A 19,470-nucleotide genomic window follows, 5' to 3' on the forward strand; every position below is an offset into this window, starting at 1 on the left:
GAACCGCTGCCTACAAAACCCGCCGTCTCGAACACGCCGTCGCTGCGGTCATGGCCGCGTTCGGTGGCGTTTCGCGTCATCGCCTTTTCCACCGTCTGGGCGATCCTCACTCTGGTCGTCATCTTCACCTTGATCACCACGCTCTATCGCCAGGCCAGCGAGCGCGGTTTCGACAGCCTGCTTTCGGCGCATCTGTTCAACCTGATCGGCTCGGTCGGCGTTTCTGAAAGCGGCCAATTGACCGGCGCCCCCGACCTTGGTGATTTGAGGTTCTCGGAACCGAATTCCGGCTGGTACTGGTCGGTCGAGCCTGCCTCGGAAGGCGTGCACGGCGATCTCCATTCGTCGTCGATGACCAAGGCGATCCCGTCGCCAAGCGTTGCCGAGGTGCCCTTCAATGCCAGCTTCCAGCGCAGCTATTCAGCGGACGGCATCGAAGGCGAGCAGTTGGAGGTGTTCGAGAGCGAGTTCGTGCTCGATGCGAAAAACCGCGCCGCGCGCTTCCGCGTCATGGGCAACCAGACCGAGCTCGAGCAGGAAATCGCCACCTTCCAGCGGCGCCTTTTGACCTATCTGTCGCTGTTCGGCGTCGGCATGATCGCCATCAATGCGATTGCCATCCTGCTCGGCCTGCAGCCGCTGCGCCGGGTCAGGAATGCGCTTGCCATGGTGCGCGAAGGAACCGCGCAGCGCCTAGACGGCCGTTTCCCGGCCGAGATAGAGCCGCTCGCCAACGAGACCAATGCGCTGATCGAGAACAACAGGCGTATCGTCGAGCGGTCGCGCACGCAGGTCGGCAACCTCGCGCACTCGCTGAAGACGCCGCTTGCCGTGCTGCTCAACGAGGGACGGGCGCTGGGTGGCGCCAAGGGCCAGCTGATCGCCGAGCAGGCCGCTTCCATGCAAAAGCAAGTGGACCATTATCTGCAACGTGCCCGCGTCGCCGCGCAGCGCGACAGCGTCGTCTACCGTACGCCGGTGGCGCCGCTGGTCCAGCGCATGGTTCGGGTGCTGCAAAAGCTCAACCCGCAGACGGCGCTGTCGCTGTCGCTGCCGGCCACTGACATCGTCTTTGCCGGCGAACGCGAGGACCTGGAGGAGCTGCTCGGCAATCTGCTCGACAATGCGATGAAATGGGCAAGGAGCGCGGTCGCCGTTTCGGTCAAGCCAATCTCCAGCAAAGGTGGCGCTGGCACGGAAGGCGCAGCCAACCTGTTCGAGATCAGCATCGAGGATGACGGCCCCGGCATTCCCGACGACAAGGCGCGCGAGGTGTTGCAGCGCGGCCGGCGGCTCGACGAGACAAAACCGGGCAGCGGGCTCGGACTTGCCATTGTCGCCGACCTTGTCAACGAGTATGGAGGCTCTCTGGCGCTGGAACGATCCATCATGGGTGGATTGAAGGCGATGGTTCGATTGCGGAGCCTTCAGTAATGCTTTTCCAGATTGCTTTTCCAGGTGGCTGGCTGCGGCCAAATTTCCGACAAACATCGACATTATGGCCGCGCCAGCTGCTGACAGCGCGGCGGTCCAGCTCAAGAAAGCCGGTATTGGCATGAAGATTCGCGTCGCGCTCGTTTCCGCCCTGCTCGCCGTCTCCGGCTGCACGACGCTCGGCAAGGGCCCGGCCGTTACGGTGACGCCGGCCGCGACGCCCCCCAGCGGCGCCAAGGTGGCGATGACGATCATCTCCGCCATGGGCGGCGGCCTCGTCGGCGGTTCTATCGGCGCCGGCCTGAGCGAGACCGAGAAGCGCAGCGCGCTCGAGGCGGAATACAAGGCGCTTGAATACACGGCGAGCGGCCAGAAAGTGGCTTGGAAGAGCGACAGTTCGGCCCATCGCGGCGAAGTGGTCGCCGCCCAGCCCTATCGCGTCGGCTCGCAGGACTGCCGGCAATACACCCATACGGTGTTTACCGGCACCGCCGGCGCCACCGCGCGCGGAACCGCCTGTCGCAATGCCGACGGCAGCTGGACGCCGCTGACGTAGCGCAATTCCAGGAAAAGTGTGAAACGGTTTTCCGTCCGGAATTGCGCAAAAACAAAGACGCCCGGCCGTCGATCCGCCGATACCGGTCCGGCACTAAAGCGCGTCGCGTTCGACCGGCGTCATGCGACGCGCTATAGGTTCTTGTTTTGATGCATGGTCGTTATCGCAAAACCGCTGCACACTTTTGCGCGACATGCATTATCGATCGGAGCGGCCCCGCCAAAGCGTCGCAGCACGCTTGTGTTGGCAGGGCAAGGGTCTCGTTCTATTGGAAGAGCCATGCTGTTTTGGGTCATAGCCGCACTCCTGACGCTGGGCGCAAGCTTGGCGGTGCTGCTGCCGTTGGCCGGCGGATCGAAGAACGCGTCCGCTGCCGGCGATCACGACCTTGAAGTCTATCGCGACCAGCTGGCCGAGCTTGACCGCGATATGGCGCGTGGCCTGATCCGGCCAATGGAGGCCGAAGAGGCACGCGCCGAAATCGCCCGCCGCATCCTTCGCCTGAGCAATGCCGGCCACGCCGACGAGACGGCGACGCAGCCGTCGCGGTCGACAAGGCTGGTGGCGACGGCGGCCGTGCTGCTGGTTCCGCTGGTCAGCTGGGGCCTCTATGGCCAGCTCGGCTCACCCGACCTGCCGTCGCAGCCGCTCAGCGAACGCCTGGCCAAGAACCCCGCCGACAGCTCGGTCGACGAGCTGATAGCCCGCGCCGAGGCGCACCTGGCGGCCAACCCATCCGATGGCCGCGGCTGGGACGTGCTGGCGCCGGTCTATCTGCGCATGCAGCGATACGCCGATGCGGTGACCGCCTATCGCAACGCCATCCGCCTCGACGGCGACAGCGCCGCCCGCCAGGCGGGTCTTGGCGAGGCGATCGCCAATGCGGCCGGCGGCATTGTCTCCGCCGAAGCGCAGGCGGCTTTCGAGGCGGCGTTGAAGCTCGATCCGGCCAATCCGAAGGCCGCGTTCTATTTCGCCATGGGCATGGCACAGGAAGGCCGCATAGCTGAAGCCACGGCGGCCTGGCAAAAAATGCTTGCCGCCTTGCCGCAGGGCTCGCCGTGGCGCGGTGCCGTCGAGCAGGCGCTGGCCGAATCCGCCGCCCGCAGCGTCGCTTCGGAGGCGCCCGCCAAAGGGCCGACCGCCGAGGATATCGATGCTGCCTCCTCGATGTCGCCGCAGGACCGGCAAGCCATGATCAGCACCATGGTTGCCGGCCTCGACGAAAGGCTTCGGCAAAATCCGCGCGACGAGGAAGGGTGGATGCAGCTCGTTCGTTCCTATGCCGTACTGGGCAAGACAGATCAGGCGCGTGACGCGCTCAATCGCGGTATCGCCGTCTTTGGCGCGGACAGTGACCAGGCCAGGAAATTCGCCGCCTTTGCCGCCTCGCTTGGCGTGACGGCGACGGAGTAGACGATGACGCGCAAGCAGAAACGACTGTCGGTGATCGCAGCGGGGCTGGGGTTTCTCGGTGTTGCCACCGGGCTGACCTTCTACGCGCTTGGCCAGAAGGCCTCCTATTTCTACATGCCGGCCGATCTGGCCACCGCCAGCCTTCAGCCGGGCCAGCGCATCAGGCTCGGCGGTCTCGTCGAAAAAGGCACGGTCGAGCGTGGCCAAGGCGCCACCGTCGCCTTTTCGGTGACCGACAACCAGAAGAACGTCAAGGTCACCTATACCGGCATTCTTCCCGACCTCTTCCGGGAAGGGCAGGGCGTGATCACCGAAGGCTCGTTTGGCCCTGACGGAATCTTTGTCGCCGACAGCGTGCTGGCCAAGCATGACGAGACCTATATGCCCAAGGAAGTGGCCGACGGCCTCAAGGCCAAGGGCGTATGGCAGGAGAGCAAGAGTGACTAGCGGGTGCGGTGACAATGGTTGAAACCGGACATTTCGCCCTGGTCCTGGCGTTTGCGCTGGCCCTGGTGCAGACGATGGTGCCGCTGTTCGGTGCGCGCACCGGCAACCACAAGATGATGGCCGTCGGCGCACCGGCCGCGCTGACCGGCTTTGCCTTGACGGCGCTGTCTTTCGTGGCGCTGGCAACCGCCTACGCCGGCTCCGACTTCTCGGTTGAGAGCGTCTGGGAGAACTCGCATTCGCTGCAGCCGCTGATCTACAAGATCACCGGAACCTGGGGCAATCACGAAGGTTCGATGCTGCTCTGGGTGCTGATCCTGACCTTCTTCGGCGCGCTCGTCGCCGTCTTCGGCGGCAATCTTCCGGCGACGCTCCGGGCCAATGTGCTTGCCGTGCAGGGAGCGATCGGCGCCACTTTCTTCCTGTTCATCCTGACGACGTCGAACCCGTTCGTCAGGCTCAATCCGGCGCCTATCGAGGGCCGCGATCTCAACCCGATCCTGCAGGACCTCGGCCTCGCCATCCATCCGCCGCTGCTTTATCTCGGCTATGTCGGTTTCTCGATCTGCTTTTCCTTCTCTGTCGCTGCCCTCATCGAGGGCCGCATTGACGCTTCGTGGGCGCGCTGGGTAAGGCCGTGGACATTGGTTGCCTGGATGTTCCTCACCGGCGGCATCGCCATGGGCTCCTACTGGGCCTATTACGAGCTCGGCTGGGGCGGCTTCTGGTTCTGGGATCCGGTCGAGAACGCATCCTTCATGCCGTGGCTGGCGGGCACGGCGCTGCTGCATTCGGCGATCGTCATGGAAAAGCGCTCGGCGCTGAAGATCTGGACGCTGCTTCTGGCGATCCTGACCTTCTCACTGTCGCTGCTCGGCACCTTCCTGGTGCGCTCCGGCGTGCTGACCTCGGTGCACGCATTCGCCACCGATCCGACGCGTGGCGTGTTCATCCTCTGCATCCTGACGCTGTTCATCGGCGGCTCGCTGGCGCTGTTTGCCTTGCGCGCCTCCCGGCTGACGGCCGGCGGCCTGTTTCACCCGATCTCGCGCGAAGGCGCGCTGGTCCTGAACAATCTGTTCCTGACCACCGCCACCGCCACCGTGCTGGTCGGCACGCTCTACCCGCTCGTGGTCGAAGCCCTGTCTGCCGACAAGATTTCGGTCGGCGCGCCCTTCTTCAACCTGACATTCGGCCCGCTGATGGTGCCGCTCTTGGTCGTCGTGCCGTTCGGGCCGCTCCTCGCCTGGAAGCGCGGTGACATTTTCGCGGTCGCCCAGCGTCTGATGGCGGCTTTCGCGGCGGCGCTGCTCGCCGTGCTGGTGACGGCCCTGTTCATCGATGGCGCTTCGGTGTTGGCGGCACTCGGTGTCGGCCTTGCCTTCTGGCTGATCTGCGGCGCGCTCACCGATCTCGCCGTCAAATCCGGCTTCGGCACCGTCGCGCCCGCCACCATGCTCAGGCGCTTCGCCGGCCTGCCGCGCTCGGTCTTCGGCATAGCGCTTGCGCATCTCGGCCTCGGGCTGACAACGCTCGGCATTGTCGGCACGCTTTGCTTCGGCACCGAAAAAATCCTGTCGATGCATGCCGGCGAGACCGTCGAACTGTCCGGCCACAAGCTGCGCTTCGAGGGGCTCTACCCGGCCCAGGGGCCTAACTACAGTGAGGATCGCGGCCGCTTCGCCCTGCTTGGCGCCGACGGCAGCGTCGCAGGCGAGATCACCTCGGCCAAGCGCTCATATCCGGTGCGCCAGATGACCACGACCGAATCCGGCATCAGGACGATCGGCTTCAGCCAGCTCTATCTTTCGCTTGGCGACGAGGGCAGCGATGGCTCTGTGGTCGTTCGTCTGTGGTGGAAGCCGCTGGTGACGCTGATCTGGGGCGGCGGAATGGTGATGATGGCGGGCGCGGCGATGTCGCTGCTCGACCGCCGCCTGCGCGTCGGCGCACCGTCGCGCCGCAAGGCTGCGGCCGGCGTGCCATCGGCGAGCCCGCAATGAAAAGGGCCACGCTGGCCTCGCTGGTCCTGCTGCTGGCGCTGTTGTTCGCCGGCGCCACGCAGGCCGTCAAGCCCGACGAGGTGCTGGCCGACCCGGCACTCGAGGCGAGGGCGCGCGCATTGTCGGAAGGCCTGCGCTGCATGGTCTGCCAGAACCAGTCGATCGACGAGTCCGATGCCGACCTCGCCCGCGACCTGCGCATCCTTGTGCGCCAGCGCCTGGTCGCCGGCGATACCGACCGGCAGGTGATGGACTATGTCGTTTCGCGCTACGGCGAATTCGTGCTGCTGAAGCCACGCTTCAATCTGCGCAATGTTTTGCTCTGGGGGACGCCAGTTCTTCTGCTGCTCGTTGGCGGGACATTCATCCTGCTGGCCGCCCGCTCGCGCCGTTCGACGGTGACCGCTGCATTAACTGCCGAGGAACAGGCGGCGCTGGACAAGATGCTCCGCCGCGATTGATCGATACATTACGAAAGTTTCATGTACCGGAAATGGCGCCGTAATGTGCGGCTCTCTATTTCCTTTGTCGAGGATGCCAATCAAGGGGCGTCCCTTGAAAAGAGGATACGAGAACCATGAATGTTGCCCCCAATTCATATCTACGCACCCGCAAACGCCTGCTGGCCGCAGCCGCATCCCTGGCCATTGCCGGCGCGATCGGCTTTGGTGCTGTTGCCACCGGGACAGCCCCGGTGCTGGCCGACGCCGTGCGTGTCGAGGCACCGCAGGTCCCGAGCTTCGCCGATGTGGTCGAGCGCGTTTCGCCGGCGGTCGTCAGCGTGCGCGTCAAGGCCAAGATCCAGTCGACGGCCGATGACGGTTCCGGCCAGATGGACGACGAGGACGGCTTAGGCAATCTTCCCGACAACCCGCAGCTGCGCCGGTTCTTCCGCGAATTCCGCGGCTTTGGCGATCAAGGCGGCGATCAGGGCCCGAACGGAATGCGCCGATTTGGACACCGCGACCGCAACAACGACCAGCCGCGGCCGGTGGCGCAAGGGTCCGGTTTCTTCATCTCCGATGACGGCTATCTCGTCACCAACAACCATGTCGTCGAGGAGGGCACCGCCTTCACCGTGGTGACCAATGACGGCAAGGAACTCGACGCCAAGCTGATCGGCACCGATCCGCGCACCGATCTTGCCGTGCTCAAGGTCGATGACGGCAACAAGTTCACCTATGTCGACTTCGCCGACGATTCCAAGGTTCGCGTCGGCGACTGGGTGGTGGCTGTCGGCAATCCGTTCGGCCTCGGCGGCACGGTTACCGCAGGCATCGTTTCGGCCCGCGGCCGCGATATCGGCGCCGGTCCCTATGACGACTTCATCCAGATCGACGCCTCGGTGAACCGCGGCAATTCGGGCGGCCCGACCTTTAACCTCAACGGCCAGGTTGTCGGCATCAACACCGCGATCTTCTCGCCGTCGGGCGGCAGCGTCGGCATTGCCTTCGACATTCCCGCTTCGACCGCCAAGCAGGTCGTGCAGGATCTGATGAAGAACGGCACCGTGCAGCGCGGCTGGCTCGGCGTCGAAATCCAGCCGGTCACGCCCGAAATCGCCGAATCGCTTGGCCTTGGATCCGGCAAGGGCGCGCTCGTTGCCAGCGCGCAGGACAGCGGTCCCGGCAAGAAGGCCGGCATCACCGCCGGTGACGTGATCACCCAGGTGGACGGCAAGGATGTTGCTTCGCCGAAGGAACTCGCCCGCCTGATCGGCGCTTACCCGCCCGGCAAATCTGTCGATGTCACGGTGTGGCGCAACGGCAAGAGCGAGGCGGTCAAGGTCGATCTCGGCAAGCTGCCGTCGAGCGACAAGCAGGCCTCGGCCGACCAGCAGCCTGCCCCCGCCCCGAAGACCGACACGCTCGCCGATCTCGGCCTGACCGTCACCAAGTCTGACAATGGCAAGGGCCTTGTGGTGACCGATGTCGACCCTGACAGCGATGCCGCCGATCGCGGCATCCAGCCCGGCGACGTCATCACCTCCGTCAATTCGGCGGAAGTGAACGGCGCCGGCGACGTCGACAAGGCGATGGCCGACGCGATGAAGTCCGGCCGCAAGGCGGTGCTGATGCAGATCACCCGCGACGACAGCAACCGCTTCGTCGCACTGCCTGTCGCCAAGGGCTGAGCGCATGACCCCGAACACGTATTCCGTTTTCGGAAAGGCTCATGCGCCGATTCAAGGTGCTAGAGCGTCCTTTGCGCGTCCAAGAGGACGCGCGGCGCTCTAGTGGTCGACTTTTCCGGTGCGGCGGTTTTCAACACCCCCGAGCCGCCGCACGGGAAAGCACGGGGCCTGAATACGTTCGTCATCCATCGTGTTCCGCCCCAGCGGCAGCGGGCCTCCCATCGCCCGCTGCCGCTCGAACATGCCGCTCAAGGCGTGAGGCGGTTTTAGGCTACGACATGCTAAAACAAAGACTTACCGCGTATCCCTGAATCACTTTGTTCGCGATACGCCATGGAGAAGGCCACGATGCATATGCCGGCCACTCAATCTTCCAGCGAAATCGCGTATAACGGTTCTATGAAGATTCTCGTCATAGAAGACGATCGCGAGGCAGCCGACTACCTGCAGAAGGCGTTCGCCGAGGCCGGCCATACCGCCCATGTCGCCGGCGACGGCGAAACCGGCTTCGCGCTCGCTGATTCCGGCGACTATGACGTCATGGTCGTTGATCGCATGATGCCGCGCCGCGACGGCCTGTCCGTCATTGCCGGGCTCAGGTCCCGGGGCAATACGACGCCCGTGCTGATCCTGTCGGCGCTCGGCGAAGTCGACGACCGGGTCACCGGTCTGCGCGCCGGCGGCGACGACTATCTGACCAAACCCTACGCCTTTTCCGAACTGCTCGCCCGCGTCGAGGTGCTGAACCGCCGCGCCAGCGCCAGGGAAGCCGAAACCGTCTACCGGGTCGGTGATCTCGAACTCGACCGACTGTCGCACTCGGTCCGGCGCGCCGGGCGCGAGATAACGCTGCAGCCGCGCGAGTTCCGCCTGCTCGAATATCTGATGCGCCATGCCGGCCAGGTGGTGACCCGCACCATGCTGCTCGAGAATGTCTGGGACTACCATTTCGATCCGCAGACCAATGTCATCGACGTTCATATCTCGCGGCTGCGGGGCAAGATCGAGAAGGGCTTCGACAAGCCGATCCTGCACACGGTTCGCGGCGCCGGCTATATGCTGAAAAGCGGCTAGAACCCCATGGCTCTTTCCGTGCCGGCCATCATGAAGACGACGGCAGCGCGGCTTTCGGCGCTCTACTTCCTGCTGTTCGCCATCTGCGCGGTGCTGCTCGTGTTCTACATGACCTCGCTGTCGGCGCGCATGCTGACCGGCCAGACCCAGGACACGATCAACGACGAGGTGCTCGGCCTCGCCCGCGCCTATCAGCGCGGCGGCCTCCCGCTGCTGGTCCGCGTCGTCGAGCAGCGCTCCCGCCAGCCCGGCGCCAATCTCTATCTGATCGCCGATGCCAACGGCCAGATCCTGACCGGCAACGTGCAGAGCCTGGAGCCGGGCGTGATCGAGGCCGAGGGCTGGACCACCGAGCCGTTCTCCTACCGCCGCTTCGGCGAGGGCGAACTCGAGCGGCAGCGCAACCCGGTCTCCGACCCGAACGAGCCCGCCCAGAGCGAAGTACAGGCCGAAGGCGAGAAGGGCCATAACGCCATTGCCCTGGTGCTGCGCCTGCCCAACCAGATGATCATGCTGGTCGGCCGCGACCTCGGCGAGCCGGAGCGCTTCCGCGCCGTCATTCGCCGCGCTCTGATGCTGGCGCTCGGCATGATGGGCGTCGGCGGGCTGCTGATCTGGTTCTTCGTCGGGCGCGCGGCGCTGAAGCGCATCGACAGCGTGTCGGAGGCGAGCCGCCGCATCATGGGCGGCGATCTTTCCGGCCGGCTGCCGGTCACCGGCGCCGGCGACGAGTTCGACCGGCTGTCGGAAAACCTCAATTCCATGCTGGCCAGGATCGCCACGCTGAACGAGGGCCTGAAGCAGGTCTCCGACAACATCGCCCACGACCTGAAAACGCCGCTCACCAGGCTGCGCAATCGCGCCGAGGCGACGCTTTCCGGCAAGCACAACACCAGCGACTACCGGCAGGCGCTGGAAGGAACGATCGCCGAATCCGATCAGCTGATAAAGACCTTCAACGCCATCCTGATGATCTCGCGACTGGAAGCCGGCTATTCCTCGGAAAGCACCACGAGGGTTGATCTGGCCGCTGCCGTGCACGACGTCGTCGAACTCTACGAGCCGGTAGCGGAGGAGGCGGGCGTGACGCTCGAAACTTCGGTGCAAGGTTCCTTCGTCGTCAACGGCAATCGCGAGCTGATTGGCCAGGCGCTGTCCAACATCGTCGACAACGCGATCAAATATTCGACCGACTCGACCTCCAGGCCTATGGTTCGCGTGACGCTGGAGCGTGTCGGTAGCGAGATCAGACTCGCCGTCTCCGACAACGGCCAGGGCATTTCCGACGATGTTGACCGCGCCAGGGTGACCGAGCGTTTCGTGCGGCTGGAAAAGAGCCGCTCGCAGCCGGGATCCGGCCTTGGCTTGAGTCTCGCCAAGGCGATCATGACATTCCACAATGGACGGCTTGAGCTTCTGCCCGGCAATCCCGGATTGTCGGTCGTCATGAGTTTTCCCGGGCGGGAGGATCGCTGATGGTTGCGAGGATGGCAGTGCGACGCCTCGAAACGGACTGGCTGTTGAAGCCGGCGGTAGAGCTCGTTCCGCTGGATGCAAGCCGCGCCAGGCAGGAATTGTCGGAGATCGCCGACGCCGCGCGGCAAAAGGAACTGCCGCGACTGGCGAAATCTCTCGCCGGCAAGGGGGTCGTCCAGGATTTCCTCGCCGCCGTGTTCGACCTGTCGCCGTTCCTGCGCGATACCGCGCGCCGCCGGCCACGGATACTCGATGCGCTTTTCGACGGGAGCGTCGAGGCGCGGCTGTCATCGATCGGCGCCGCGGTCGACACGGCAGCACGCGTAGAGGCCGTCTCCGAAAGCAGCCTGATGATGGAGCTGCGCCAATGTAAGGCGGAGGCGCATTTCCTGATCGCCTTGGCCGATCTCGCCGGCGAGGCCGAGACCTCGCTGACGGTGCGGCGACTGAGCGACCTTGCCGACGCCTGCACGCGTGCGGCTGTCGATTTCCTGCTCCGCGACGCGCATGAGCAAGGCAAGCTCCGATTGCCGGATGCCAAAAATCCGGCGCGACGCTCGGGCTGGATTCTGCTCGGCATGGGCAAGCTCGGCGCGCATGAGCTGAACTTCTCCTCCGACATCGACCTCGTCGTCTTCTTCGACCCCGATGCGCCTGCCGTCGTCGATCCGCTCGATGCCACAGAGCTGTTTTCGCGCCTGACCCGCCGGCTTGTTCGTATCCTCCAGGACCGCACCGAGCACGGTTACGTCTTCCGCACCGATCTCAGGCTTCGTCCCGACCCCGGCTCGACGCCGCTGGCGATCCCGGTCGAGGCGGCGCTGCGCTACTATGAGGCGCGCGGCCAGAACTGGGAGCGCGCCGCCATGATCAAGGCCCGCCCGGTGGCTGGCGATCTTGCCGCCGGCGCCGCGTTCCTGAAGGAACTGCAGCCCTATATCTGGCGCAAATACATGGACTATGCGGCGATTGCCGACGTCCATTCGATCAAGCGCCAGATCCATGCCCACAAAGGCCATGGCGAGGTCGCGGTCAAAGGCCACAATGTCAAGCTCGGTCGCGGCGGCATCCGCGAGATCGAGTTCTTCGTCCAGACCCAGCAGCTTATCGCTGGCGGCCGCTTTCCCGAACTGCGCGGCCGCGAGACCGTGCCGATGCTCGGCGACCTCGCCGCGCGCGGCTGGATCACCGCCGACGCGCGCGATGCGCTCACCAGGCAATACTGGTTCCTGCGCCGCGTCGAACATGCCATCCAGATGGTTGCCGACCAGCAGACGCATATCCTGCCGGAGGACGAAGAGGGGCTGGAGCGCGTCGCCCGCATGCTGGGCTTTGCCGATGCGGCAGGCTTTGCCGAAACGTTCCGCGCGGCGCTGCACCAGGTCGAGCGTCACTATGCAGCGCTGTTCGAAACCGCGCCGGAGCTTTCGGCCGGCATCGGCAATCTGGTCTTTACCGGGGACGTCGACGATCCCGATACCTTGCAGACCTTGCAGCGGCTCGGCTTCCAGCGGCCGAGCGACATCTGCCGGGTTATCCGCGGCTGGCACTTCGGCCGCTACCGCGTCACCCGGTCGGCGGAGGCGCGCGAGCGGCTGACCGAACTGACGCCGGCGCTGCTGCAAGCCTTCGGTCAGACGCGGCGGGCGGACGAGGCAGTGATCCGCTTCGACGAATTCCTTGCCGGCCTGCCTGCCGGCATCCAGCTGTTTTCGCTGCTGCAGTCGAATCCGGCTTTGCTGAAGCTGATGGCGACTATCATGGGCGCGGCACCGCGGCTGGCCGCCATCATCACGCGCCGGCCGCATGTCTTCGATGGGCTGCTCGATCCGGCGCTGCTGAGCGAACTGCCAAACCGCGCCTATCTGTCGGCGCGCCTTGCCGCCTTCCTCGAAGGCGACAGAGCCTATGAAGACTTGCTCGACCGGCTGCGCATCTTTGCTTCGGAGCAAAAATTCCTGATCGGCGTCAGGCTGCTTGCCGGGTCGATCGACCCGCCGCGCGCCGGCCGCGCTTTTTCCGATCTCGCCGACCTGACCATCGAGGCGGCATTGCAGGCGGTGATGGCGGAATTCGCTTTGCGTCATGGCCATATTGCCGGCGGCCGGGTCGCGCTGCTCGGCATGGGCAAGCTCGGCAGCCGCGAACTGACGGCGGGCTCCGACGTCGACCTCATCCTGCTCTACGATCACGACGCCGATGCCGAGGAGTCCGACGGCGACAAGCCGCTTGCCCCGTCGCATTACTACAGCCGGCTGACGCAGCGGCTGATCGCCGCCGTTTCCGCGCCGACCGCCGAGGGCGTGCTCTACGAGCTCGACCTTCGCCTGCGGCCGTCCGGCAACAAGGGGCCGGTGGCTACCCATGTCGACGCCTTCAAGAAATATCAGCGCCAGGACGCCTGGACATGGGAGCACATGGCGCTGGCGCGCGCCCGCACGATCGGCGGCGATGCCGAACTCTGCCGCGAGATCGAAGGGGACGTTGCCGCAGTGCTCGCTCTGCCGCGCGATCCAGCCAAGGTGATGGCCGAGGCATCCGAGATGCGCGCCATGGTCGACAAGGAGAAGCCGCCGCGCGATCCCTGGGACATCAAGCTGATCCCGGGCGGCCTCATCGATCTCGAATTCATTGCCCAGGTTGCGCTGATCACCGGAAAGATCGAGGCAGGCCGCAGGGCCACCGGCACGGCTGAGGTCCTGTCGCGCCTGGCGCCGGATTTCGCCAGCGCGCAGGTCAGGCAGGAACTGGTGGATGCCTATTCGCTCTATTTGGCGCTGACCCAGATGATACGGCTTTGCCTCACCGGCGCGTTCGAACGCGACGACGTTCCGCCAGGGCTTTCGGATCTGCTTCTGGCCATCACCGACCTGCCGGATTTCGGGGTGCTTGAAGCGCATCTCGGGGAGACGTCGCAGAAGGTCAGAAAGGATTTCGACCTTCTGCTTCGTGCGAAACAACCGTGACGGCAACCAGCCGTACGGGCGAGAGCATCGGACCCAAAATTGCGACCTGCTTTGGGAGGTTCCGATGTTCAATCAAAGAGATGGAGCGGGGGATTGAAGGTCCGCCGCTCTAGCATCGGGGGTGACGATGCAACAGGAGAAGACCATGAGAAAGACAACCAGACTTGCACTCGTTTTCGCAGCCCTGGCCGGCGCCGTCGGCACCGCTGCCTATGCAGACGAGCACTCCGTGGCCGGGCCGCGCGACGGCATGATGATGCGCCTCGGCAAGGTCATGAAGGACAATGACGGCACGATCACCTTCGACCAGTTCTCCGACGCCATGAACGCGCGGCTGAAGAAGATGGTCGCCGACAATGGCGGCAAGCTGACCGTGGCACAGCTCGCCGACGCGCTGGAGAAAGCACGCTTCGAGCAGATGGCCAGGCGCATCATCGCCCGTTACGACACCAAGGGCGACGGCACGCTGACCGCCGATGACATCGCCAGCCGCCAGAAGAAGGTCTTTGCCATGCTCGACCGTGACAATGACGGGAAAATCGAGAAGAACGAACTGCCGAAGGGTCCCGGCGGTCACGGCCAATGGGACGGCGAGGGCAATGACGGCGCTGACGGCATGCAGTGAGAATTGATAACGCTCCGGCGGTGCGAGCCGCCGGAGACTTATTTTGTCATTCAGGCAGCCGCCTTGACCGCCTGCGCGGCTTTCTTGATCGGGATGCGTACCGAGACGATCGTGCCGGTGCCTTCGGTCGAGCGGATCTTCAAGGCGCCACCCTGAAGTTCGGCCAGCGAGCGCGAGATGGCGAGGCCGAGGCCGGAGCCGGCATGGCTCTTGGAGAACTGGTTTTGCACCTGTTCGAATGGCCGCCCGAGCTTGCTCAGCGCCGCCTTCGGGATGCCGCAGCCATTGTCCTCGATCGTCAGGATCAGCGCGCTGGAAATGCTGCGGGCTCTGACCGAGATGTGGCCGCCTTGCCCGGTGAACTTCACCGCATTGGACAGAAGGTTGATGAGGATCTGCTTGATCGCCCTGCGGTCGGCGAACAGCGTCAGCGAATCGGCGATGCGGGTTTCGACGGTGATCGACTTTTCCGCCGCCTGCAGAGAAACGACGCGAACCGTCTCCCTGATGAGCGGGCAGAGATCGATTTCTTCCTGATCCAAGGCGAACTGGCCGGCCTCGATCTTCGACATGTCGAGGATGTCATTGATCACACCGAGAAGATATTTGCCGCTGCCGTTGATGTCGGTGGCATACTCTTCGTAGCGCGGCGAACCCAGCGGCCCGAACAACCGCCGTTCCATCAGTTCCGAGAAGCCGATGATCGCGTTGAGCGGGGTGCGCAACTCATGCGACATGTTGGCCAGGAATTCGGATTTGGCCCGGTTTGCCGCTTCGGCGCGCTCGGTTTCCTTCATGTATTTGCGATTGAGTTCGACGAGCTCACGCGCCCGTTCTTCTTCCGCGCGGCGGGCAAGGCTGAGGTCATGGATTGTCGCCATCAGCCGGCGCTCGCTGTCGACCAGCTTCTCCTGGTGCAGCTTGATCTGGGTGATGTCGGAGCCGACAGAGACGGTACCGCCATCCCTTGTCCGCAACTCGTTCACCTGCAGCCAGCGGCCGTCGGCAAGCTGGCGCTCGAAGGTCACGCCTCCCTGCGGTCCGTTGGTGTTGGCAAGCCGCCGCTCCGAGGCGAAGGCCAGCATGCGTTCTTCCAGAACGGCGCGCGGAGCGCCCGGCATCACGTCGCGATCCAACAGGCCGTTGTCCTGCTGGTATTTGGAATTGCACATGATCAGGCACTCGGACGAATCCCACAGCACGAAAGATTCGTTGATGTTTTCGATGGCCGTCCTCAGGCGCAGGTCCGCCGCTTCGGAGCGCAGCGCCAGATGCCGCTGCTCGGTGACGTCGACGGCGATGCCGATCAGCTGGATCTCCGGCGCTTCCGGGTCGATAACGTGTGCTCTTGCGCGCATCCAAACCCATTGCCCGTCGGCATGGCGCATCCGGAACACCTGGTCGATATGGTCGATCTCGCGTGCGACGATCCTGTTGGCGAGTTCGAACAAATCGCCGTCCTCGGGATGAATGATTTCATCGACTTCGCCGAACGACAGCATCGTGTCACAAGGCTCGTAGCCCAGCATGTCGTACATCGAGCGCGACCAGTACATCTTGCCGCGCACCATGTCCCAATCCCACAGGCCGCAGCGGCCGCGTACCAGCGCCATGTCGATGCGCTGGTGGGCTTCGAGATAGATGCGATCGGCGGCCTGGGCGCGCGCCGCCTGGCCGAAATAGGCGTAGAGGATGATGATCAGCACACCGGCCGTCAGCACGAACAGCGTGACATTGAGTGACACCGTCTTGCGCCAGGCGTCAAAAACTGCCTCCCGCGGCACGAACGCTGCCGCGGCACCCTTTCGGCCGTTCGCCAGGCTCACTGCCGCGTACCAGTCCTGTCCGCCGATGCTGACCTCCATCACCCCGGCGCGGTCGCCGAACATGAACAGCGGCTGCCCGCCCTGTACGACGCCATCGAGCGACCGGCCCTCCCAGTGCATCGACTGCGGCGATACGGCAATGATCTTGAAGGCGCTATCGGTGATCGCCAGTACGTGGCTTCGGCCCATCGCGCCCTGACGACCGGTGCTCTCCAGCAGGTCCTGGATCGCACCTGGCGTGGAACCCATGGTCGCATCGGCAGCGATCGAACTGGCCAGTTGGCCGGCGGCCAGCGCAAGGATCGCCTTGGCGTCGCGCTCGATCTCGTCGCGCTCGTTCATCAGTGACAGAAAGCGCAGTACTGCGATGATCAACAGAAACATGATGATGAGGGCCGGTATCGATCGCCGCAACAGCGGCTCGGCTGCCAGCAGCCGTCGGTAGGCAGGTTCGGCGATGAGCCGCGTATTGCCCGCGAGACCGTCGCTTCGCGCCTCGCGCCGCCCAAAAGCCGTCCCACCGGGCGCGCCCCACGCGTCCGCCTTCGCCATAAATGGCACTCCCCGATTTTCTGTCCCGCTTGACGATCCGGCAACGCCGCACTTCCGAATCGTCACTAAAGAATCAAAGGTGATTCGCCTTGTCCAGAGGCGCGGCGAAAAAAGATTAAAAATCGACTAAAATAATGGGGTTTTCGAGTGGTCTTCCCTTTTTCCCACAAGGGGAGAACGGGAGGTCGCTTACGCCAGGGTGCGCTCGACGATGTCTCGCAAATCGGCCGACAGCTTCTCGGTATTGGCGATCGAAAGCAACGCCTCCCTTGCCTTGGCCTGCCGCACCGGTTCGAGCGAGCGCCACGACCTGAGCGCCGTCGCCAGCCTGGCGGCCACCTGCGGGTTGCGTTTTTCGACCTGCAGCACCGTTTCGACGAAAAGCCGGTAGCCTTGGCCGTCGGCGCGATGGAAGCCGGTCTGGTTGGCGCTGGAAAACGTGCCGATGAGTGCCCGTACCCGGTTCGGGTTGGCCATCGAGAACGCAGGATGGCCTGTCAAGGCGCGCACCGCGTCGACGGTTTGCGGGCCGGGCACGCTGGCCTGGATCTGGAACCATTTGTCCATGACCAGCGGATCGGTTGCATATTTCGCCTCGAAATCGGCCAGCGCCTTGGTCGCCTCCGGTGAGCCATGGTGACGGTGCGCAAGCACGGTCAACGCCGCGGCCCGGTCGGTCATGTTGGTCGCCGATTGGAAGTGCCCGGCGGCGAGTTCCGCACCTCCCGGCAGCAAGCACAGATAGTCCAGCAGGACATTGCGCAGCGCCCGCCGCCCGGCACTGGCCGCGTCCGGGCTGAACGGACCAGTGTCGGCGAGCCGATCGTAAAGTTTGGAGAATATCTCGCGGTTGGCCTCGGCGATCGCAACCGCCAGCGCCTCGCGCGCCGCGAAAATGGCGTCGGGGTCGATGTTCTTGCCGATGTCGCGGGCGATATCGGCCTCGCCGGGCAGCGCCAGCGCCAGTGCCCGATAGGCGGGTTCGAGCGCTTCGTCGCCGGCTGTCTTGCCGGCAAGCCCGGTCAGCCGGGCGCTGAACTCGGGTTGCCTGTGGTCCAGGATCTGGCGGAAGGCTGCAATCAGCGCATCGGTCAAAAGCGTGTTGAACGACTGCCAGCGCGAGAAGGCGTCGCTGTCGTGCCCAGCCAGAAAAAACTGGTCGTCGGGCCGCTGCTCGACCGAAAGTGTCACCGGCGCCGAAAAGCCGCGGTTGAGCGACATGGCTGGACGCTCGCCAATCCCGGAAAACCTGACGACATGGCGGCGTTTGCGGATATGGATGACACAGTCCTCGACGTTCGCCCCTTCGGCGCCGCTGTGGGCTATCGCCTCGCCACCGGCGCCAACCAGGCCGAAGGCAAGCGGAATGTGCATCAGCCGCTTGCGGCTTTCCGACGGCGTTGGCGGCACCGACTGCTCGATTTCGAGCGTGAATTCCCGCGCTGCCGGATTATACGCCGAACTGACGGTCAGGTTCGGCGTACCGGCCTGATGATACCACAGCGAAAACTGCGACAGGTCGCGACCCGAGACGTCTTCGAACACTTTGATGAAGTCTTCGATCGTCGCCGCCTGGCCGTCGTGACGTTCGAAGTAGAGGTCCATGCCGGCGCGGAACGTCTCGGCGCCGAGGATGGTATGGATCATGCGCACGACTTCCGAGCCTTTTTCGTAGACCGTCGCCGTATAGAAATTGTTGATCTCGCGGTAGCGGCGAGGCCGGACCGGATGCGCCAGCGGCCCTTGGTCCTCGGGAAACTGATGGGCGCGCAGCGTACGAACCTCGGCGATGCGCTTGACGGCGCGCGAGCGCTGATCGGCGGAGAATTCGTGGTCGCGGAAAACGGTCAGGCCTTCCTTCAGGCAAAGCTGGAACCAGTCGCGGCAAGTGATTCTGTTACCTGTCCAATTGTGGAAATACTCATGGGCAATGATGGCCTCGATATTGGCGAAATCGGCGTCGGTCGCGGTTTCCTGGTCGGCCAGCACATATTTGTCGTTGAAGATGTTGAGACCCTTGTTCTCCATTGCTCCCATATTGAAGTCGGATACAGCGACGATGTTGAAGACATCGAGGTCGTATTCGCGGCCGAATGCCTCCTCGTCCCATTTCATCGACCGTTTCAAAGCGTCCATGGCGTAGCCGGCGAGCCTCTCCTTGCCCGGTTCGACATAGATTCCGAGCTCGACCCTGCGGCCAGACAGGGTGACAAAACTGTCCGAGATCTTGCCGAGGTCGCCCGCCACCAGCGCAAACAAATAGGACGGCTTGGGGAAGGGGTCGTGCCAGACCGCATAGTGCCAGCCGCCGGCAAGCTCGCCGCGATCGGCCGGGTTGCCGTTGGACAAAAGCAGCGGCGCCTCATTGCGCTCAGCTTCGATACGCACCGTATAGACCGACAGGATGTCGGGACGGTCGAGGAAATAAGTGATGCGGCGAAAGCCTTCGGCCTCGCATTGCGTGCAATAGACGTCGCTCGAGCGATAGAGGCCCATCAGCGCTTCGTTCTGCGCCGGCGCCAACACGGTTTCAATTCTTAGCTGGAAGCGCCTTGTCGCAGGAGGGCTGATGATTGTCAGTTGATCGGCCGTGACGAGAAAATCCGCAGGGCTCGGCTCCTGGCCGTCGATGGCAATGCCGCGGAGCGTCAGCCCGTCGCCATCCAGCACCAGTGGCACCGACGCCGCAATCCCGTCGCGGCGTTCGACCGTCAGCACGGCGGTCACATGCGTTGCTTCAGGCGAAAGGCGGAAAGTCAGGCTGGTTTCCGGAATGAGATAATCACTGGGGCGATAGTCTTCGAGCTTGAAGACCTGGCCGGTATCTGTGCGCATTCCTTGATTTTTCCTGTCGATCCGGGTGCGGCGGGCGGGTCCGCTGGTCCAAATAATTTGAAGTCTGCGCTCTTTACACGAAACGCTCCCTCGACAAAACTGCAGCGACGTCTATTTCAGGCGATC

Annotated in this window: 13 protein-coding genes; 11 read left to right on the forward strand and 2 right to left on the reverse strand. The window is 64.2% G+C overall.

Annotated elements, in window-relative coordinates:
• Nucleotides 1–6 precede the first annotated feature (6 nt).
• The 11 genes from NKI08_RS15815 (at nucleotide 7) to NKI08_RS15865 (ending at nucleotide 14,131) form a co-directional block, all read left to right on the forward strand.
• Nucleotides 7–1,434 carry an ATP-binding protein gene (locus NKI08_RS15815; RefSeq protein ID WP_352471109.1) on the forward strand — a complete coding sequence of 476 codons (1,428 nt, stop codon included), beginning with the start codon at nucleotides 7–9 and terminating at the stop codon, nucleotides 1,432–1,434.
• 121 nt (nucleotides 1,435–1,555) lie between these two features.
• Nucleotides 1,556–1,990 carry an RT0821/Lpp0805 family surface protein gene (locus NKI08_RS15820; RefSeq protein ID WP_352770670.1) on the forward strand — a complete coding sequence of 145 codons (435 nt, stop codon included), beginning with the start codon at nucleotides 1,556–1,558 and terminating at the stop codon, nucleotides 1,988–1,990.
• Between the two features lie 279 nt (nucleotides 1,991–2,269).
• Nucleotides 2,270–3,406, forward strand: a complete 1,137-nt coding sequence (ccmI, locus tag NKI08_RS15825; protein ID WP_352770673.1) for a c-type cytochrome biogenesis protein CcmI — start codon at nucleotides 2,270–2,272, stop codon at nucleotides 3,404–3,406.
• Between the two features lie 3 nt (nucleotides 3,407–3,409).
• Entirely contained in the window at nucleotides 3,410–3,853 is a 444-nt protein-coding gene (gene ccmE, locus NKI08_RS15830) for a cytochrome c maturation protein CcmE (RefSeq protein ID WP_352770675.1), read from the forward strand.
• 14 nt (nucleotides 3,854–3,867) lie between these two features.
• The gene (locus tag NKI08_RS15835) at nucleotides 3,868–5,856 is read left to right on the forward strand and encodes a heme lyase CcmF/NrfE family subunit (protein WP_352770678.1); all 1,989 of its coding nucleotides are present in this window, start codon (nucleotides 3,868–3,870) and stop codon (nucleotides 5,854–5,856) included.
• Nucleotides 5,853–6,317 carry a cytochrome c-type biogenesis protein gene (locus NKI08_RS15840; protein ID WP_352770680.1) on the forward strand — a complete coding sequence of 155 codons (465 nt, stop codon included), beginning with the start codon at nucleotides 5,853–5,855 and terminating at the stop codon, nucleotides 6,315–6,317. The genes NKI08_RS15835 and NKI08_RS15840 overlap by 4 nt, the downstream gene beginning before the upstream one ends.
• A gap of 116 nt (nucleotides 6,318–6,433) precedes the next feature.
• Nucleotides 6,434–7,990 (forward strand): Do family serine endopeptidase, encoded by a 1,557-nt coding sequence (locus NKI08_RS15845; protein WP_352770683.1) that lies wholly within the window; start codon nucleotides 6,434–6,436, stop codon nucleotides 7,988–7,990.
• Between the two features lie 399 nt (nucleotides 7,991–8,389).
• Nucleotides 8,390–9,064, forward strand: a complete 675-nt coding sequence (locus NKI08_RS15850) for a response regulator transcription factor (RefSeq protein WP_254819962.1) — start codon at nucleotides 8,390–8,392, stop codon at nucleotides 9,062–9,064.
• 6 nt (nucleotides 9,065–9,070) lie between these two features.
• Nucleotides 9,071–10,540 (forward strand): sensor histidine kinase, encoded by a 1,470-nt coding sequence (locus NKI08_RS15855; RefSeq protein ID WP_352770685.1) that lies wholly within the window; start codon nucleotides 9,071–9,073, stop codon nucleotides 10,538–10,540.
• Nucleotides 10,540–13,506, forward strand: a complete 2,967-nt coding sequence (locus tag NKI08_RS15860) for a bifunctional [glutamine synthetase] adenylyltransferase/[glutamine synthetase]-adenylyl-L-tyrosine phosphorylase (protein WP_352770688.1) — start codon at nucleotides 10,540–10,542, stop codon at nucleotides 13,504–13,506. Before NKI08_RS15855 ends, NKI08_RS15860 begins: the two co-directional genes overlap by 1 nt.
• A 145-nt stretch (nucleotides 13,507–13,651) precedes the next feature.
• Entirely contained in the window at nucleotides 13,652–14,131 is a 480-nt protein-coding gene (locus tag NKI08_RS15865; RefSeq protein WP_352770692.1) for an EF-hand domain-containing protein, read from the forward strand.
• Nucleotides 14,132–14,181: 50 nt separating this feature from the next.
• Here the strand turns inward: NKI08_RS15865 and NKI08_RS15870 are convergent, their stop codons facing one another.
• Together NKI08_RS15870 and pepN are read right to left on the reverse strand one after the other, a co-directional pair.
• The gene (locus NKI08_RS15870) at nucleotides 14,182–16,509 is read right to left on the reverse strand and encodes a PAS domain-containing sensor histidine kinase (protein ID WP_352770695.1); all 2,328 of its coding nucleotides are present in this window, start codon (nucleotides 16,507–16,509) and stop codon (nucleotides 14,182–14,184) included.
• Between the two features lie 189 nt (nucleotides 16,510–16,698).
• On the reverse strand, nucleotides 16,699–19,344 hold the full coding sequence (gene pepN / locus NKI08_RS15875; protein WP_352770698.1) for an aminopeptidase N: 2,646 nt from the start codon (nucleotides 19,342–19,344) through the stop codon (nucleotides 16,699–16,701).
• Nucleotides 19,345–19,470: the final 126 nt, after the last annotated feature.

Source organism: Mesorhizobium sp. M0768 (genome assembly GCF_040320195.1).
Classification (GTDB): Bacteria; Pseudomonadota; Alphaproteobacteria; order Rhizobiales; family Rhizobiaceae; genus Mesorhizobium.

Coding starts and splice junctions, on each gene's coding strand:
- NKI08_RS15835 (WP_352770678.1), top strand. CDS start 3,868: ATGGTTGAAACCGGACATTTCGCCCTGGTCCTGGCGTTTGCGCTGGCC.
- NKI08_RS15870 (WP_352770695.1), bottom strand. CDS start 16,509: ATGGCGAAGGCGGACGCGTGGGGCGCGCCCGGTGGGACGGCTTTTGGG.
- ccmE (WP_352770675.1), top strand. CDS start 3,410: ATGACGCGCAAGCAGAAACGACTGTCGGTGATCGCAGCGGGGCTGGGG.
- NKI08_RS15820 (WP_352770670.1), top strand. CDS start 1,556: ATGAAGATTCGCGTCGCGCTCGTTTCCGCCCTGCTCGCCGTCTCCGGC.
- NKI08_RS15845 (WP_352770683.1), top strand. CDS start 6,434: ATGAATGTTGCCCCCAATTCATATCTACGCACCCGCAAACGCCTGCTG.
- NKI08_RS15860 (WP_352770688.1), top strand. CDS start 10,540: ATGGTTGCGAGGATGGCAGTGCGACGCCTCGAAACGGACTGGCTGTTG.
- NKI08_RS15855 (WP_352770685.1), top strand. CDS start 9,071: ATGGCTCTTTCCGTGCCGGCCATCATGAAGACGACGGCAGCGCGGCTT.
- NKI08_RS15865 (WP_352770692.1), top strand. CDS start 13,652: ATGAGAAAGACAACCAGACTTGCACTCGTTTTCGCAGCCCTGGCCGGC.
- ccmI (WP_352770673.1), top strand. CDS start 2,270: ATGCTGTTTTGGGTCATAGCCGCACTCCTGACGCTGGGCGCAAGCTTG.
- pepN (WP_352770698.1), bottom strand. CDS start 19,344: ATGCGCACAGATACCGGCCAGGTCTTCAAGCTCGAAGACTATCGCCCC.
- NKI08_RS15850 (WP_254819962.1), top strand. CDS start 8,390: ATGAAGATTCTCGTCATAGAAGACGATCGCGAGGCAGCCGACTACCTG.
- NKI08_RS15840 (WP_352770680.1), top strand. CDS start 5,853: ATGAAAAGGGCCACGCTGGCCTCGCTGGTCCTGCTGCTGGCGCTGTTG.